The following is a 17,273-nucleotide window of genomic DNA, read 5'->3' as shown; positions in this document are numbered from 1 at the left end:
CCCAGCGCGAGCAAGCTCGCTCGCCACAAAAAGCTCGTTCCCACAGGTTGGTTTGGCTGTCTTCTAAACCGTGTGAGATCGGAGGCGGGTGTTTACGCGACGATAGGCGGGGCGCGGGTGCGGGCGCCGGGGAAGAAGGTTTGCCGGGCGTGGCCCAGGCGGGTGGCGGGAGTGGTGAAGGTAGTTGTCGGTGGACTGTCGAAGGCGACGAAGGACTGACCGCCAGTGAGCGCCGGGCAATTGAACAGCAGGCTGCAATAGCCGCATTTTTCCCAGAGTGCGTGATGGTCGGCTTTGGGCGGGCAGTGCTCAGCGGCGGGTTGCGCGCCATGCTCCATGGCCGACATGTCCATGTCCATCGACATGCTCATGCTCAAGGACATGGAGGCGCGTTGATCCATCGGCATCGACTGAGAAATCAGCGGGCCGATAAAGATCATCAGCATGGCGAACAGGCTGATCCAGCTGCCGCGCGTCAGGCTCATTGGCTGACGACGGTGCACGGATGACTTGGTGCCAAGCGGGTGCATGGGCGTTTTCAACGTCGGCGATTACTGGGCGTGCATGTGCTCTTGCATGCCTTCAGGCGCTTTTTTCTGCACCGCGACATCGACCGTTACTTCGCCGGATTTTTCGAAGTGCATCGTCAGCGGGAAGCGCTTGCCGTCGCTCAACAGGCTGCGGTCTTTCAGCTCCAGCAGCATCACGTGATACGCCATCGGTGCAAACGTGACTTCGCCGCCAGCCGGAATCTCGACGCTGGGCACTTGCTGCATTTTCATCAGGTCGTTCTGCATCACGTGCTCGTGCAACTCGGCAACGCCTGCGATCGGCGAGTCGATGCTCAGCAGTCGGTCGGCGGTTTTGCCGTTGTTATGAATCACGAAATACGCTGCGACGGTGGGCGCGTTGGGTGGTAACTCTTGCGACCACGGATGGGCGATCTCAAGCTCGCCAGCCTTGTATTCGTGAGCATTGGCAAAACAGGCAGGCAACAGCAATACAGCCAGGACGATGAGTTTGTTCAACATGGCAGTTCTCCAGAACGATTCAAAACGCAGGTCAATTGCGAGAAGGAATCACACCAGAGGGGACGCGCGGGGGTTGAGACTCGGCCATTGCTGGCGCGGTGTAGGGGTGTCGAGCGTGGCTGGCGGCAGGCTTCGATTGGCCTCGAAACGCGCGAAATACAACTGCGGCGCATGCCCCGGCAACGCCACCAATGGTGCAGAGCCCGAGCAACACCAGCAATGCTGCATGTTGGAATGATCGTCGCTTTGCGGAGCTTTCTGCCCGATATCGCCCAGGGAAATCGCCACCAGCTTGGTGCCGTTGGAAGAGCAGAAACTGCCCCACAACAACTGTTCGGCGGGCGATTTCGCCGTTTGCGCCATCGCTCCGGACATCGGCATGGCGAGCATGTTGAACAGCACTGCAAAGCAGGCGATCCAGGCAAATGCGAGCCGTTGTCGGGACATGAGGGCAGATCCGGTTGAGTGGGCAATCAGGCGCGGCTATTTAGCCTGATCAGGGGCGATAAGTAAAAAGGCCGCGTGCGGTGTGGTGTCGCAGCAGACTTTCAAACGAGTGTAGCGGTACCGATTGGAAATGCCGGATGAGTTGAGGCTAATTCACAATACTGTGGCGAGGGAGCTTGCTCCCGTTGGACTGCGCAGCAGTCCCCTTCTTTTTTGATATAGGGGGGCGCTTCGCAGCCCAACGGGAGCAAGCTCCCTCGCCACAATTATTTACGCGTCCGTTAGATTTCGCTTCGCCAGTTCTGCCAGCACCTCATCCACCGCCCCAAACTCCCGCTCAACCCCCGGCAACACCGGCCGCTTCAACACCAGCACCGGCACTCCACGCTCCCGTGCCACTTCCAGTTTTGGCTCGGTGGCGGTGCTGCCGCTGTTTTTGCTGATCAGCACGTCGATCTGCCGACGCTCGAACAGTTCGCGTTCATCCTCGATCAGAAACGGCCCACGCGCGCCGATCACTTCGCAGCGCTCATTCCCGGGATAAACGTCCAGTGCACGCAAGGTCCAGAATTGCTCCGGCGGGATTTCGTGCAGGTGCTGCAGCGGTTCGCGGCCGAGGGTGAACAGCGGTCGGCGGAAGGGTCTGAGTGCTTCGATCAGTTCGCCCCAGTCGCTGACTTCGCGCCAGTCATCCCCAGCTTGTGGTTGCCAGGCCGGACGCCGCAGGGCCCAGCACGCAATGCCGCTTAACTTCGCGGCGGTGGCGGCGTTCTGGCTGATTTGCGCTGCGTAGGGATGGGTCGCATCCAGCAGTAGATCAATGCCTTCATCCCGGATGAATTGCGCCAGACCTTCCGCGCCGCCATAGCCGCCAACCCGAACCTGGCAGTTCAGATCCGTCGGCACGCGACCGACACCGGCCAGGCTATAGATGTGTTCCGGCCCCAGGGTGCGGGCGATGGCCAGGGCTTCGGTCACGCCACCGAGTAGCAACACGCGTTTCATTGAAAAGCTCCCGGTCAGTTAAGAGAAAGGTACGGCGAACCTATAACCCGTGGCGAGCGAGCTTGCTCGCGCTGGGCTGCATAGCGGCCCCAAAATTTTTGCAGCAATACCTATTTTGTGAGTGCTGCGCACTCAAGCGGGAGCAAGCTCCCTCGCCACAGGTAATCACTCGCCTGGAGATTTACGTTAATTCGCCCGCATGGCCAACAATCCCGCCCTGGCGATCGATGGCGAACACTTCGACCTGAACCTGCGTTGGCACCACGCTGCGGGCAAAATTCAGAGCGTGCTGACACACCGCGTCGCCGAGCGCGATCCCGGCAGCGCTGGCCATGGCCAATGCCTGCTGACTGGTATTGGCTTCGCGGATCGTCTGTTGCAACGCCTCATCGGCGCCGACCGCCGCGGCCCATTCGGCCAGTTGCGGCAGGTCGATGCTTGAATGCCGACTGTGTAAATCCATGTGGCCGGCCGCCAGTTTGCTGATTTTGCCGAAGCCGCCGCACAGGCTGAGTTTATCCACAGGCACTTTGCGCAAATGCTTGAGCACCGCGCCGACGAAGTCGCCCATTTCGATCAGGGCGATTTCCGGCAAGTCGTAGACTCGGCGCATGGTGTCTTCGCTGGCATTGCCAGTGCACGCGGCGATGTGTAGGTATCCGTTGGTTTTGGCGACGTCGATGCCCTGGTGGATCGAGGCGATGTAGGCCGCGCAGGAGAATGGCCGGACGATGCCGCTGGTGCCGAGGATCGACAGGCCACCGAGAATTCCCAGTCGCGGGTTCATGGTTTTCAGCGCCAGGGCTTCGCCGTCCTCGACGTTCACCGTGACGTCGAAACCGCCGCGGTAATCGAGCTCCTCGGCCAAAAGGGTCAAGTGATCGGTGATCATCTTGCGTGGCACCGGGTTGATCGCCGGTTCACCGACGTTCAGTACCAGACCGGGGCGAGTGACGGTGCCTACGCCACGGCCGGCGCTGAAGCGAATGCCCGGCTCGCTGTGCAAGCGCACTTGGGAAAAGAGCAGGGCGCCGTGGGTCACGTCCGGGTCGTCGCCGGCGTCCTTGATCGTTCCGGCTTCGGCGCCGTCGTTCATCAACCGACAGAATTCCAGGCGCATCTGCACCCGTTTGCCTTTGGGCAGAATGATCTCGACGGCGTCCGCTTCCACGCCACTGAGCAGCAGGCGTGCCGCCGCGAGGCTGGTGGCGGTGGCGCAACTGCCGGTGGTCAGGCCGCTGCGCAGCGGAGCGGGTTGTTCGGCGGTTTCGTCACGCATCGAGGGGTTTCGTCACGTCCAGCAAGGTGATCGGCAGTGCCTGACGCCAGGTGTCGAACTCGCCCAGCGGTTGCGCCTGAGCGACGTGAATGCGGGTCAGTTCACCGCCATGCCGTTCGCGCCAGGCCATCAGGGTCACTTCGCTTTGCAGGGTGACGGCGTTGGCCACCAGTCGACCGCCGGGTTTGAGTTGCGCCCAGCAAGTATCGAGCACGCCTTCGCGGGTGACGCCACCACCGATGAAAATTGCGTCCGGACGTTCTAGCCCATCCAAGGCTTGCGGTGCGCTGCCGCGAATTAATTGCAGACCGGGGACGCCGAGGGCATCGCGGTTGTGTTCGATCAATAACTGCCGACCTTCATCAGCTTCGACGGCCAGCGCTCGGCAGCTCGGGTGAGCGCGCATCCATTCAATGCCGATGGAACCACTGCCAGCGCCGACATCCCACAGCAGTTCGCCGGGTGTCGGTGCGAGGCGCGCGAGGGTGATGGCGCGCACGTCGCGCTTGGTCAATTGGCCGTCATGCTGGAAGGCTGAGTCCGGCAGGCCGGCCAGTCGGGACAGGCGTGGCGTGTTCGGTTCGGCGATGCATTCGATGGCGATCAGGTTCAGATCGGCGATTACCGGCTCGCTCCAGTCGTTGGCAACACCCTCGATACGTCGTTCGGTTTCGCCGCCCAGATGTTCCAGCACGGTGAGGCGACTCGGCCCGAAACCGCGCTCGCGCAGCAACGCCGCGATGGCCGCCGGACTCTGGCCATCGTTGCTCAGCACCAGCAAGCGCACACCACTGAACACATGGGCGTTGAGCGCGGCGATGGGGCGGGCGACTACTGAAAGCGTCACCACGTCCTGCAACGGCCAGCCCATTCGCGCTGCCGCGAGGGAGCAAGAAGAGGGCGCCGGCAGAATCAGCATCTGCTCGGCGGGCACTTGCCGTGCAAGGCTGGCGCCCACGCCATAGAACATCGGGTCGCCGCTGGCCAGTACACAAACCGGCTCGCCACGCAGTGCCAGTAACGGCTCAAGGGAAAACGGACTCGGCCACAATTGCCGCTCGCCACGAATGCACACCGGCAGCAAATCCAGTTGCCGCTGACCGCCAATGATCCGCGAAGCGCCCAACAGGGCGCGACGGGCATTCTTGCCCAGGCCCTTGAAGCCGTCTTGACCGATACCTACTACTGTCAGCCAGGGTGACATCTGCCGTCCTCAAAAAAGTCCACAAACGGACTGTTCCGACGGGCAGGCTTTTCATGCCGTCGGACAAAGCAGGCATAATACCGCGCCTTCGCCCGCGAAGCGCCTTTCCCACACAGCCGGTCGCCCCTTTGAACGAACGCCCGATGTCCACCGCCTTACGCCCCTCGGCCTGCCCGGGGTTGCTGCGCATTGTCCCGGCGCAGGATGGCGGCATCTGCCGGATCAAATTGAACGGTGGCTCGATCAGCGTTGCCCAGGCTGAAGCGGTGGCCAGTGCGGCCGAACGGTTTGCCGGGGGCGTGATCGAAGCAACCAACCGCGCCAATCTGCAGATTCGCGGGATTGGCAGCGAGCAGACGGCCTTGATCGACAGCCTGCTCGCCGCAGGATTGGGCCCGCGTACCGCGGCGGGCGACGATGTGCGCAACCTGATGCTTAGCCCGACCGCCGGGATCGACCGGCAGATGTTGCTCGATACGCGCCCGCTGGCCGAACAGATCCTCTCCAGCCTGCAAAGCCATGAGCGTTTTCATCAGTTGAGCGCCAAATTTGCTGTACAACTCGATGGCGGCGAAGGCCTGGCGATGCTCGAACATCCTCACGACCTGTGGTTGAGCGCCGTTGAGCACGAGGGTGAGTGCGTGCTGGCCTTCGGTCTGGCGGGTTGCCCGACGCAGACTCCGTCGGGCGCGGTGCGACTGGAGGACGGCCATGCGCTGGTGATCGCGGTGCTTGAGTTGTTCCTCGATCTGGCGCGTCCGGACCAGACACGCATGCGTCACCTGCTGGCCGAATACCCGGTGGCCGGGTTTGTCGCTCAAGTGGCCGAACGTGTGCCGCTACTGTCCATCGTGGGCGGGTCGCGTGTTACGAACTCGAGCGTTCTACACATTGGTGCTCATCCTCAGCGTGATACCGGCCGTGTCTATGTGGGCGCGACACCGCCTCTGGGCCGACTCGATCCCGCCATGCTTCGGGGCGTGGCACAACTGGCCCGTGAATGGGGCAATGGCAGTCTGCGTTTCACGCCTTGGCAAAGTCTGCTGTTGCCCGATATCCACGAAGATGACGTCGCTCAAGTTATCCACAGCCTGGAAAATTTGCGCCTGCGCTGTTCAGCAGACGATGCCTTGGCACATCTGATTGCCTGCACCGGTTCGGCAGGTTGCGGCAAAGGCCTGTCCGACACCAAAGGCGATGCGCTGCAACTGGCGACGTTGTTGCAACGTCACGGCCAAGTCTTTGATGTGCACCTGTCTGGCTGCGCGCGTTCCTGCGCGGCGGCACACATCACGCCAGCGACTTTGCTGGCCGTCTCACCCGGTCACTACGACCTCTATTTTCGCGATGCAGCGCAGCCGGGTTTCGGCGCGCTGCACGCACGCAATCTTACTATTGAAGCGGTCGCGGCCTTGCTCGACGCCCGCTCACGGAGCTCCCTTGATGCTTGATTACATCCGCGACGGTCAGGAGATCTATCGCAACTCCTTCGCGATCATTCGCGCCGAGGCTAACCTTGCGCGTATTCCGGCCGATCTGGAGAAACTCGCGGTGCGGGTGATCCACGCCTGCGGCATGGTCGAGGCCATCGACGGGCTGCAGTTTTCCGAAGGCGCCGGCAAGGCCGGGCGCGATGCGCTGGCGGCCGGTGCGCCGATTCTGTGCGACGCGCGGATGGTCAGCGAAGGCGTGACCCGTGCGCGTTTGCCGGCCAATAACCCAGTGATTTGCACCCTGCGCGATGACAGCGTTCCGGAGCTTGCCCGTGAGTTGGGCAACACCCGTTCCGCTGCCGCGCTGGAACTGTGGCGTCCGCACCTGGAAGGCAGCGTGGTGGTGATCGGCAATGCGCCGACCGCGCTGTTTTATCTGCTGGAAATGCTCGACGCCGGCGCGCCGAAACCGGCGCTGATCCTCGGCTTTCCGGTGGGCTTCGTTGGCGCCGCCGAATCCAAGGCGATGCTCGCGGCGGACAGCCGTGGCGTGCCTTTCGTCATCATGCAAGGCCGGTTGGGCGGTAGCGCCATGGCCGCCGCCGCCGTCAACGCCCTCGCCACGGAGATTGAATGATGCAGCAACCTGGACGTTTGATTGGCCTGGGCGTCGGCCCCGGTGATCCGGAACTGATTACCGTCAAAGCCTTGCGCCTGTTGCGCGAATCGCCGGTGGTGGCGTACTTCGTCGCCAAGGGCAAGAAAGGCAACGCCTTCGGCATCATCGAAGCGCATCTGCAGGACGCGCAAACCCTGCTGCCGCTGGTCTATCCGGTGACCACCGAAGCGCTGCCGGCGCCATTGTCGTACGAACAAGTGATCAGCGATTTCTACGATGCCGCTGGCGAACAACTCGCCGCGCATCTGGACGCTGGCCGTGACGTGGCGGTGATCTGCGAAGGCGATCCGTTCTTCTACGGCTCCTATATGTACCTGCATGATCGTCTGGCCGAACGCTATGAAGCCGAAGTCGTGCCGGGCGTCTGCTCGATGCTGGGCGGTGCGTCGGTACTCGGTGCGCCGCTGGTGTATCGCAATCAGAGCCTGTCGGTGTTGTCAGGTGTGCTGCCGCACGAAGACCTCAAGCGGCGACTGGCCGATGCCGATGCGGCGGTGATCATGAAGCTGGGGCGCAACTTTCCCAAGGTCCGTCAGGTGCTCGAAGAACTCGGTCTGGCAGAGCGTGCGCTGTACGTCGAGCGCGCGACCATGGCCAATCAGAAAATCGTGCCGCTGGATCAAGTCGAGCCGATGTCCTCGCCGTATTTTTCGCTGATCATCGTTCCCGGTGAAAGGTGGCAAGGCTAATGGCCCACTCCGCTCCGGCGATTGTCATTCTCGGCAATGGCAGCCTCGCGACCGCCCGCAAGATTCAGCAGGTATATCCGGGCGCGCTGATCCATGGATTGGCCGAACGGGTCGAAGGCGCGGACCGTGTTTATCACGAGTTCGGCGCGACCCTGCGCGAACTTTATCAACAGGACACGCCGATCATCGCGCTGTGCGCCGCCGGGATTGTGATCCGCACTCTGGCGCTGTTGCTGCTGGAAAAAGGTGCTGAGCCACCGGTGCTGGCCGTGGCCGAAGACGGTAGCGCGGTGGTGCCACTGCTCGGCGGTCTCGGCGGGGTGAATGTCATGGCACGGGAGATTGCCGCTGGCCTCGACGTCGCGGCGGCTATCACCACCAGCGGTGAATTGCGTTTCGGCACCTGCCTGCTCAATCCACCCAGCGGCTATGCCTTGGGCGATCTGGAGCTGGGCAAGCGCTTCGTCTCGGACTTGCTGGCCGGTGAACACGTGCGCATCGAAGGCGCTGCGCCCTGGTTGGCGCAAGCCCAATTGCCAGAAGACCCTCAGGCGCATTTGTCGATCCATGTCGGCAGCGCCGAACGGACGCCGGCCGCCAATGAGCTGTTGATCTACCCGCGCAGTGTCTTGCTGGCGGTCAGCGCCAGTGTGGCGGATTTGCCCCAGGCGATTCGCGCGGCGCTGCGTCAGGCGCGAGTCGCCGTTCAATCGCTGGCGTGCTTGCTGGCGCCAGCCACGGAGATGGCCAACTCGACGTTGCGCGAAGCGGCGCTTGAGCTGGGTGTTCCGTTGCGTTTTGCCTCCCCCGCCAGCGATGCCAGCGAGTTGGCTCGCGCGGCCGTTCCCGGCGCGACGATTATCCCGGTCGGCGCGAACCTGGCGCTGGCGATTGCTGAACAACCGCTGGACATCGCGCAGATCGGCCGCCCTCGTGGTCGGCTGGCGGTGATAGGCCTTGGCCCGGGGGCTGCCGAACTGATGGTGCCTGCGGTGAAGGCTGAACTGGCCAAAGCCACTGATGTGCTCGGTTATGAAACCTATGTGCGCATGGCCGGACCGTTTCGACCGGATCAAGTGTTGCATTGCACCGACAACCGCGAAGAGATGCAGCGTGCCCGTCACGCCTTCGAACTGGCGGCCCAAGGGCGTTCGGTGATTGTGGTTTCATCCGGTGACCCCGGCGTTTTCGCCATGGCCGCTGCTGTGCTGGAAGCCTTGCATGAGTCGAGGGAGCCGGCCTGGCACAGCGTTGATCTGGAGATCCTTCCGGGGGTTTCTGCTTCGCTGGCGACGGCCGCTCAGGCCGGTGCGCCGTTGGGGCATGACTTCTGCGTGATGTCGCTGTCGGACAACCTCAAGCCCTGGTCGATCATCGAGAAGCGTCTGGATCTGGCCGCCGAAGCCGATCTGGCGCTGGCTTTCTATAACCCGATTTCCCGTTCGCGACCGTGGCAGTTGGGCCGTGCCCTGGAAATCGTCGCACTGCACCGTACGCCGCAAACCCCGGTGGTTTTGGGCCGTGATATCGGTCGGCCCGGCCAGACGCTGCGGGTCACCACGCTCGGTGCGCTCACGCCTGAGCAAGTGGACATGCGCACCATGGTGCTGATCGGCTCGTCCACCACCTGCGTGTTCCCCCGCGCCGAAGGTGGCGACTGGGTCTACACACCGCGCTGGTATGGCAACAAACCCCTCTGCTGAATCCAGGCGGCTCATTCGGGCCGCCTCCATCACTTGAATCCCGTTATTGCACTCGATTGTTTCGGCATCTGTGCATGTCAGCCTGTTCGGTTATCTGCACGGGATTTTTGCTGTCTGCCTAGAAGAATCTGGATCTTGCAATGTAGGAAGTTTTACTCGAATGCCTGTGTTTTTCAGAGTGCCACAGGTCACGGGTTCAGGCAGTTATTATGGGAGCCGAATCTATAGAGTATTTTCCGGTGTTCTTACTTATAGATCATTAGTAAGCGGGTCAGAGTGCGTAAGTCTGTAACGCGGGGTGTGGTGATGGCTCTGACATTAATTGAATTTCTTGTTGGTTGAATAGAGCTGAGCGACGGGTTAATTTTATTTTGAACTTTGTAATTGTGGGTCGGTTTTAAATAGCTGTGTAATGTTTCAGAGTGTAAGTTTTCGGTGTCCGTTATAAGTTGCGGCTCCTCCCGTTGTTCTATTTGAAGTGGGTTGTTCATTTCGAGTGTTTTAGCGCGAGGGTGAAAACAGCATTGTCTCGTGTCGATTTCGACTGTTTATATACGATAAATGGAAGTGTTATTTATGAATGGGTTTGCGTTCTCGTTTAGGGGTGGCTACGTCAATTTTATGGATTTGTTCAAGCAGATGGACCTTGAACAGGCATTGATATCGCACAAGGGCTCCGCCCAATATGAAGCGGTGTTCCGTTATTACAACGGTTGTATTGATTTGCAGGATTCTCCACAGCTGTTGGAGCCTTTGGGTCTGCTCAAGCAAGCTATAGGGGCCTTGGAGGATGCTAACCGGAGGCGCCGAGCGGCGGAGCCGGAGCAGCCTGTGAGTCCTGATGGCGCCGGAGCTCCTGATTTGGCGGATATCTACAACCGCGTGGAGGATTTCGAGACGCGTTTGCACACTAGCCTCGAACAGCAGAAGTTACCCGCCACCGAAGTGCCAAAAAACCTGCATTTTGTCTGGCTCGGGGGAGGCGTCGGGGCGATTCAGCGCGACTACATCAATATCTGGAAGCAAGTGATGGCCAAGGAAGGCTACCGGCTGAACGTCTGGTATGACAGCGACGGGCTACTGGTTCACGAAACCAACCGAATTATTGTCGAGGCGGCAAAAGCTGATGTGTTGTCCGGCGAGGGGCAACTGATTACCTCCGGCCATGATTTGGCCGATGGGTATGAAGAACGAGCCACTGCGCTGAAGCGCCAGATGTACATGCACATCAATCAGGCGACCGAACTCGGTCAAAGTGCCGATCAGGCACGAATGGACTTGTTGGTTCGCGGCTACGGTCAAGATGAGGTAACCCTGCGCGCGTTGAGGGATAAAAATGCTCAAGTCATGAGCAGCCTCAATGACGAACACATTCGGTTGCGCGATGTTCATGGACTCCAGGCATTCTCCCGACTGAGGGAGTTCTATAACCGTGAAATGTCTTTGCGCGGCAATCTTGCGGCAGCCTCGGACATTGTGCGAGTGCTGGTAGAACACGGTGAGGGCGGCATCTACAGCGACGTGGACTTCTTGCCGCCGCTTGCTCAGAACATGGCTGGCATTGACGTTGGCAAACTGGAGTTCGATGCAAGGCTGGGTATCTTGCAACTGTTGCTGGACCACAATCCTCACTGGATGCCGGGTCGTCAGACGCTGCGCAATCGCTACACCGACTACTCCAAACGAATCCCTGCGGTACATCGCGAAGCGCTGGAACGATTTGCCAGAAACGCACCTTCTTTAGAACAGGTATTTGTTCCGTTCGCAGATCGTTATGTTCAGCCCGACAGTCTGCGGTTGGCGATGATCGACAATGGCGAGTCCAACGCGCTGATTATTAGTCACCCCGGGTCAACTGCACTGGAAGCCATCATCGAGCGCTTCGAGATCCACCAGCGTGTATTGCTCGCGGTTGAGCTCGAGGCCGACAAGCGAAAAATCAAATACTACGATGACGATGGCATGTATGAGCTAACAAAGGAAGTGCTCAGGAACGAATTCGATATCTTCGACATAAAGGCCGGCAGCATGGATTTTCGGGCGAGTGACTTGTGTAGGGGGATCGGCGATTACTTCAGTGACGGTATCCGTCCCGGCGCCCAAGGCTCGATATTCTTGACGGGACCGGGGGCTGTGCGTGCCGGTTTGTTGGACTTTGAAAGCAAGTTCCTGACGCCAGGGGGGGCTGATGCATTTCGTAATGCCGTACGGTTGAACGCGGGGTTCAACAACGCTACGGAAGAGGATAGGGACCACTCGTGGAAAGAAAATGCCGAGAATGCGGATGTCTGGCTCGAAGCGGAAAAAAAGCGTTGGACCGATGGCGAACTGAAAGTCCGCTACACAGGAAACATGGCAGAGCTGCTCAAGCACCAGAGTATTGATTTCGAGGAAGGCTGGCCGGTGATCGAGGGGCGCCATGTGCTGTCCACCGACCTGTTGCAACATCTGGCTGATGAGCTGGGTGAGCCGTTCATGCGGATGATGAATCGCGGTCATAACGGCACGGTGACCTTCGACAGGGTCGTACCACTGAGCTTTGATGAGCGTCAGTCGATCCTCGCCCAAAGCATCGACGCGCTGCCGCCTGCGTCGTTGAGCGATCCGCAGACGCAACAGTTGTCGATTGATGAACTGCTGAGCAGACTCACCAAGGGAACTGTCGACGTCGGCCAGTTGAGCCCCTTGCAACGTCTGTTGCTCGGCGCTTTGACTGGCGCACAAACTCTGGATAATCGCAGCTTCGACGCGGTTCTTCCGCAGCTCGATAACCTGGCCAACAGCCTGACGGAACTGGGGACTGCGGGCCGCTACGCAACGATCGAACGCGCGCTTTACCAACGCCAGGCTCCGGCGTTTCTGGCCGGGCTTGCCAGCCCGGCCGATCATTCGCCGGCGCATTCCGAAACCGCCCTGGGGCTGAAGAAAAACGCGTTGGAACAACCTTTGACGTTGCGCCAATGGGGCAAGCAGGTCGGCAGAATCCAACAGCTGGCGAAACTTGAATACCGTGACCGGATTGTCGAGCGTGTCGGTGATGTTCTGGACAGTTTTGAAGCGGGCACCATCAAGCTTGTACCGCAGGATTTACTCCTGCAGGGCGCCGGTGACCCGGTGGGTGGGCGTTGTTATCCACTGACCCTGGTGATGGCGGCAGCCTTGTCAGAGGGGAAGGTCGCGGCCAACACCCTGCGCGAGCGATTCTATCTGGGAATTATCGAACCGCAAGGGAGTTATTCAGCGAGCTTCCTAAACAGCCTGGAGGCGTTGCGCGGTGTACAGCTCAGTGAGGTGGGCAGCGCGCTGGCGCGCTCTGATCTGAATCAAGTCGTGCATATTCTGCAAGCCAGAACAGCCACCAGTACGCTGATGCTCAACTCCGATAATCACTCCATGCTGGTGGCCAAAACGATTGATGGCGAGCGCAGCACTTATCACTTTTACGATCCGAATTTTGGTGTTTTCGAGTTCGAGGATTCGACGCTGTTCAGGCAGGCGCTGGAACAGTTCTTTCTTGGCCAGGAAATGGCCAGAGTTTACACAGCCTATGGCGATGCGACGCATCCAACCTTCGATCTGATTGAACTGGACGGCGCCCGGGTGAGGGGGGTGGTATTGCCTGGCGGAACCCGGGTCTCGCAATTGTTGCAGCCCGGCACATTGCCGGAACAGCTGCAACGCCCTGTCAGGCAGCGTCTGGCCAGTGCCCGAGGGCAGTCGTTGACGAACAATTCCAGGCTCGGCAGCTGTCTGTTGCAGCTGGACAGTCATTGGTTAGGTCAGCAGATCGAACAGGCGACGGCCCTGCTTAAACAGAACAATCAGTTGGCACCGGAGCTGGTGCCGTTGTTTGAAACACTGGAAATAACCCCGAGCGGGGACTATCGGTTGACCCTGATAGACCCCAAGGTCCCGGAGCATCCCGTTCGTGTCACCACAGACGATCAACGTTTTCTGCGAATCAAGAATTCTCTCTCGGAAACGTTCGCAGCTTTGGCGACCAAGTCCCAGCGTCCAGTCAATGAAATGGAGCCGACCGAGGCTGGCAGCATTCATACGCTCAATGCAGGTTTCACCATACAAGCCTTGATGAATGCACTGCGGGGGCAGGAAGGTGCTGGAGAACCATTGACGACCGCCGTTCGGTTGCACGCTTACCTCAATTACGCGCAACTGCTTCACGGCAACGCGGTTGACGTCGTCGGTCTTGTCAAACTGGTACGCCAGGCCCTGGCGGAAGATAAAGTCATTGCCCGTACCTGCGCTCCGGTCGTGAGTGAGGCCTTGGAGCATATCGCCAACGAGGGAGTAGGCACGGTGCTGGGGCTGGCCAATGTTGGATTCGATATTTACGAGCTGGCCAATGCTGAAAACCAGGAGCAGCGCGCGCGAGTCACTACCCAGTTGACGTTTGATCTGGGTGGCCTGGCTATGAATGGAGTCGGTTTTCTCGCCGGGGGCACGGCGGGAGCTTTCGCGGGTGCGCTTGCCGTCCCATTGGTCGGGGTAGGGTTCGGTGTCACGGCCATTGCCAGTAATTTGGGGAAGATCCAGGATCAGGCCAGAGCTATTGCCGAAACATTCAATAAGTTCAAGATCGCCTATAGCCCACAGGCTTGCACACGTGAAAGGGGCATTGTTTCAATCATGCCGCAAAGCATTGTCCATACCCTGGATCTGCGTAGCGGAGTCATCGAGTTCGGCAGTCAGGCGCTGTTTCGCAGTTCGCGCCCCAGTAATCTGCACCTGCCGGAATCCGATGGCAAAAGAGCTCAGGCAATCGATATTCGTAAAAGCATGAGGCTCCCCAGTCGGGTAAAACTGCCGACATTTGAACAAGAACTCGATAGCGATAGCGGTGTTGTGCCGGAGCACGGCTGGCTATTGCCCTGTACTCCAAAGTGCTACTACGGCTACGAGTATCAACTCGGCAGTGTTCCGACAATACCTTTGTATGGTCACTGGGTTGTGGAGGGATTGAAGGGGTTTGCACTTGGGTCAGAACTCATGCCCGAAAAGCCGGATCCGGTGTTCGATGTACTAAGGAGCCTGGAGTACGACGCAAAAGGCAATCAACAATTTTACCTGTCTGCACATACTCCCTTCCCCTTCATCCTTTACAAACTCTATCCGGTTTACGAGGCAACCACCGTCACTGTGCGGTTGGATAGCACGATGCGATCGCTCTACGTGGCGGATATACCAAAGCCTTGGCACGACATGATCACCTATCGGATCGAGGGTGCCGGTGCTCCATGCACGTTGTTTCTCAATCCCGGGGTGAGCCTGAAGCTCGAGTCGCCGAGTCTGCAGTCCATGCAATGGATGCTGGTGGCGACTTGGGCCAGTGAAAGCGATGTTCGGGTGGGGCGTTTCGGGGAGCTCGATATCGGCACCATCAAGGTGGAGCGCATGGGTACAGGTCGCCACGAACTCCTGATCAAGATTGCCGACAATCAGGTATTCAGGGTCGAATACGCCAAACAACAATTGACCCTGGTCGAGCAGGACGTTCCCCAAGGCATGCATGCACGGGCATTGCAGGATCACTTCAAGGCTCTGGCCCATGAGCATCGTCTGGGGATGCCCTATACGCCGGTTCACCAGTATTTGATCCCGTTCGAGCGACCTGACGAACCCCGCTATACGACGGCCTGGTATGACGCAACGGAAGACCGCTTCCTGTACATCCGCGACGAGGACGTGCTGTTGGCCGATGAAGCACTGTTGGGGGCGGTGGTGAACGGTTATGCGTATTTCTATCACCCGAAGAGTTTCGAGATCTGGCAAGTCGACGCGATCACCGGCCTGCTCAGCCATCGCTATCGGTTACTGCTGCCGATCAAAGCAGATATCGCTATTACGAGCTTCGTGGCAGACGTGCACGGGGTGATCCAGCTTGTTCAGGAGATAACGCGCACGGACCGGCCGATCGAGACTATGACCTACCTGATCCAAGACGGACAACTGTTCCTGAGCACGGTTACCCATGTCAAGAGGCCGGATCTGGAGACAGTCTTCGAGGCGAGCGACACGCTGGCCGACTGGGTCCAGGTGTTGGGTGACTTTTATAAGTTTTCACCCCTGCCGGGGGCGGACGTCAGCGTTGACTGGCAGCTCGCACCCTTTGTGTCGATTTGCTGGAGGCAAGATGATTTCAGCAATTGGGATATGGCATGGGTTCGCACCAGTGACCGCTTGATCATCCGCCCATCTCCTCGTTCAGACCATGACACAGGCTGGCCACCTACCCTTAAGCCGCTGAGTGGTCTCACCCTCATCGCCCCTGCCGGTAGCGAGAGCGAGGTGTTTGTGATTTATGACAAGCCTGACAATCGCCTCTGCCGTCATCAGCGATCGTCTATGGCGGGCAAAAATCAGTGGTCCGTAGAGTTGATCAATCCCGAGGGCCTGGCGAACGTTGTGGCGCTTCAACAGGGATACCTGGCGCTGACCGATACGGGTCTATTCTTCCAGGTAACGGCCCAGGGCCATTTGCAATTGGGAGGGTTGACCGAGGACTGGCTGAAGAATCGAGTGCACTGGTGGTTGGCATTGGACGCGGTGGCCAGGCAGTACCCGGTTGCGCGTTTCTCCATTGCGGGGCTAACCAGCTTTAGCAGTGACGCCAGGTTGTCTGCCTGGTATGTGGACGATCGCCTGTTGCTGGCGGATCCGGGACCTGGAAAGGACGTGCGCTTATTGTGCGTGACTCCGGATAACCGTGCGGTCTGGCTGTTCGATGTTTCAAACGGACAAATCTATCGCCAGGCCTTTATCGACCCGCAGAAGCTTGAAGGCGCATTTGGCCAGGGCTCGCGATTGCTGTTGGCTGACGCGCTGCCCCCCGCGGAGCGTGAATGGGCGAATTGGCAGTTTACCGACGTGACGGTCGAAGGGGCGGGACTGCGGGGCATAACATTCGAAGGCGTGGTGGTCACGTTGCATTATCAAGAACCGGCATTAGTCATCGGAGTCACCCGTGAGTGGGTCGTGACCCAGAATGCCCGAATGCCCGAGGCCCTCAAACAATTGACCGATAGCCAGCCTCATACCGCGCTGCTGTCGGTGGAGGAGCCCGGTAGCTGGATGTGGTTCGTGGCTGAGACCAAACGTGTTATTCGGGTGCCAAAAGCTGCGATTCCGGAGCCCTTCGAACTGCTGGGAACGCAACGGCAAACTAATGTGTTACTTCATGAGGACAAGGAAGGACTGCTGCTGACTTATCCGAACATGGGGCATGCGGGGCCACTCAGTTATGTCCAGCGTAGTGCCGAGGTCATGGTCGTTGAAGGTCACATGAAGGTTGATGATGTTCTGCCGCTGATGCCGGACGATGTCACGACCCTGATCCTGCGCATGGGGCAAGGAGCGGTAAGTTACCGGCTGTCGAAGACGGCGTGGTTGAAACTTGAGTCGGTCATCGTCGATTGCCGCTATTCACTCGATCACCCGCCTTCGGTTCCAGGAAAATTGATCTGGGATATCGTGGTTGCAGATCAACTATGGGTGAACCGGGTCGATGAGCATTTGGTGATTGTTGATTCCGACAGCGGTCACAGTCTGATCTTTCGTCAGGTATTTGCGCTGGATCCCGTCCTGCGTGGAGATGTGTTTCTGTCATTGGGCGGCGTTCAGTCCTTTGCGGTATCGACGCTGGTCGATGCCCTGCTTGCCGGAAAGGATCCCTTGAATAGCGTATTGCTCAAAAAGCTTTTTCCGGTTGGAAAAGTTGAAGCTGTAGGCATTTAAATTTTTGAAGGCCACTCACACATTGGACACTGTTCAGTGTGTGAGTGGCTG

The 17,273-nt window shown here is 59.2% G+C and carries 11 protein-coding genes; 5 read left to right on the top strand and 6 right to left on the bottom strand.

All coding sequences use genetic code 11. The features are described from left to right. Positions 1 to 92: 92 nt before the first annotated feature. From AB4O41_RS13725 to cbiE, 6 genes are all read right to left on the bottom strand, one after another. Complete coding sequence (locus AB4O41_RS13725) at positions 93 to 530, bottom strand: DUF2946 domain-containing protein (protein WP_460148106.1); 438 nt, start codon at positions 528 to 530, stop codon at positions 93 to 95. A gap of 21 nt (positions 531 to 551) precedes the next feature. Continuing rightward, complete coding sequence (locus AB4O41_RS13720) at positions 552 to 1,031, bottom strand: copper chaperone PCu(A)C (RefSeq protein ID WP_460148105.1); 480 nt, start codon at positions 1,029 to 1,031, stop codon at positions 552 to 554. Between the two features lie 48 nt (positions 1,032 to 1,079). Further along, complete coding sequence (locus AB4O41_RS13715; protein WP_460148103.1) at positions 1,080 to 1,478, bottom strand: DUF2946 domain-containing protein; 399 nt, start codon at positions 1,476 to 1,478, stop codon at positions 1,080 to 1,082. A 270-nt stretch (positions 1,479 to 1,748) separates the two neighbouring features. Further along, complete coding sequence (locus AB4O41_RS13710; RefSeq protein ID WP_460148102.1) at positions 1,749 to 2,483, bottom strand: cobalt-precorrin-6A reductase; 735 nt, start codon at positions 2,481 to 2,483, stop codon at positions 1,749 to 1,751. Between the two features lie 181 nt (positions 2,484 to 2,664). Further along, positions 2,665 to 3,762 (bottom strand): cobalt-precorrin-5B (C(1))-methyltransferase, encoded by a 1,098-nt coding sequence (locus AB4O41_RS13705; RefSeq protein WP_460148101.1) that lies wholly within the window; start codon positions 3,760 to 3,762, stop codon positions 2,665 to 2,667. After that, on the bottom strand, positions 3,755 to 4,966 hold the full coding sequence (gene cbiE / locus AB4O41_RS13700; RefSeq protein ID WP_460148099.1) for a precorrin-6y C5,15-methyltransferase (decarboxylating) subunit CbiE: 1,212 nt from the start codon (positions 4,964 to 4,966) through the stop codon (positions 3,755 to 3,757). Before cbiE ends, AB4O41_RS13705 begins: the two co-directional genes overlap by 8 nt. 143 nt (positions 4,967 to 5,109) lie before the next feature. Here cbiE and cobG point away from each other — a divergent pair, with 143 nt between their 5' ends. From cobG to AB4O41_RS13675, 5 genes are all read left to right on the top strand, one after another. Beyond that, complete coding sequence (gene cobG / locus AB4O41_RS13695) at positions 5,110 to 6,417, top strand: precorrin-3B synthase (protein WP_460148098.1); 1,308 nt, start codon at positions 5,110 to 5,112, stop codon at positions 6,415 to 6,417. Beyond that, entirely contained in the window at positions 6,410 to 7,036 is a 627-nt protein-coding gene (locus tag AB4O41_RS13690) for a precorrin-8X methylmutase (protein ID WP_007937188.1), read from the top strand. The genes cobG and AB4O41_RS13690 overlap by 8 nt, the downstream gene beginning before the upstream one ends. Continuing rightward, positions 7,036 to 7,767 (top strand): precorrin-2 C(20)-methyltransferase, encoded by a 732-nt coding sequence (locus tag AB4O41_RS13685; RefSeq protein WP_030128260.1) that lies wholly within the window; start codon positions 7,036 to 7,038, stop codon positions 7,765 to 7,767. The genes AB4O41_RS13690 and AB4O41_RS13685 overlap by 1 nt, the downstream gene beginning before the upstream one ends. Beyond that, complete coding sequence (gene cobJ / locus AB4O41_RS13680; RefSeq protein ID WP_460148096.1) at positions 7,767 to 9,470, top strand: precorrin-3B C(17)-methyltransferase; 1,704 nt, start codon at positions 7,767 to 7,769, stop codon at positions 9,468 to 9,470. The genes AB4O41_RS13685 and cobJ overlap by 1 nt, the downstream gene beginning before the upstream one ends. A 576-nt stretch (positions 9,471 to 10,046) precedes the next feature. Then, positions 10,047 to 17,222 (top strand): TcdA/TcdB pore-forming domain-containing protein, encoded by a 7,176-nt coding sequence (locus tag AB4O41_RS13675; RefSeq protein WP_460148094.1) that lies wholly within the window; start codon positions 10,047 to 10,049, stop codon positions 17,220 to 17,222. The last annotated feature ends 51 nt before the right edge of the window (positions 17,223 to 17,273 follow it).

The organism is Pseudomonas sp. S2_A02 (genome assembly GCF_054668495.1).
Note: the sequence above shows the minus strand (reverse complement) of the source record. Positions and strands in the feature narration are given on the sequence as shown.

Excerpts from the sequence above, each read along its gene's own strand:
- cbiE (WP_460148099.1), bottom strand. The coding sequence starts at position 4,966 with ATGTCACCCTGGCTGACAGTAGTAGGTATCGGTCAAGACGGCTTCAAG.
- cobJ (WP_460148096.1), top strand. The coding sequence starts at position 7,767 with ATGGCCCACTCCGCTCCGGCGATTGTCATTCTCGGCAATGGCAGCCTC.
- AB4O41_RS13725 (WP_460148106.1), bottom strand. The coding sequence starts at position 530 with ATGCACCCGCTTGGCACCAAGTCATCCGTGCACCGTCGTCAGCCAATG.
- AB4O41_RS13685 (WP_030128260.1), top strand. The coding sequence starts at position 7,036 with ATGCAGCAACCTGGACGTTTGATTGGCCTGGGCGTCGGCCCCGGTGAT.
- AB4O41_RS13690 (WP_007937188.1), top strand. The coding sequence starts at position 6,410 with ATGCTTGATTACATCCGCGACGGTCAGGAGATCTATCGCAACTCCTTC.
- AB4O41_RS13710 (WP_460148102.1), bottom strand. The coding sequence starts at position 2,483 with ATGAAACGCGTGTTGCTACTCGGTGGCGTGACCGAAGCCCTGGCCATC.
- AB4O41_RS13675 (WP_460148094.1), top strand. The coding sequence starts at position 10,047 with ATGAATGGGTTTGCGTTCTCGTTTAGGGGTGGCTACGTCAATTTTATG.
- cobG (WP_460148098.1), top strand. The coding sequence starts at position 5,110 with ATGTCCACCGCCTTACGCCCCTCGGCCTGCCCGGGGTTGCTGCGCATT.
- AB4O41_RS13705 (WP_460148101.1), bottom strand. The coding sequence starts at position 3,762 with ATGCGTGACGAAACCGCCGAACAACCCGCTCCGCTGCGCAGCGGCCTG.
- AB4O41_RS13715 (WP_460148103.1), bottom strand. The coding sequence starts at position 1,478 with ATGTCCCGACAACGGCTCGCATTTGCCTGGATCGCCTGCTTTGCAGTG.
- AB4O41_RS13720 (WP_460148105.1), bottom strand. The coding sequence starts at position 1,031 with ATGTTGAACAAACTCATCGTCCTGGCTGTATTGCTGTTGCCTGCCTGT.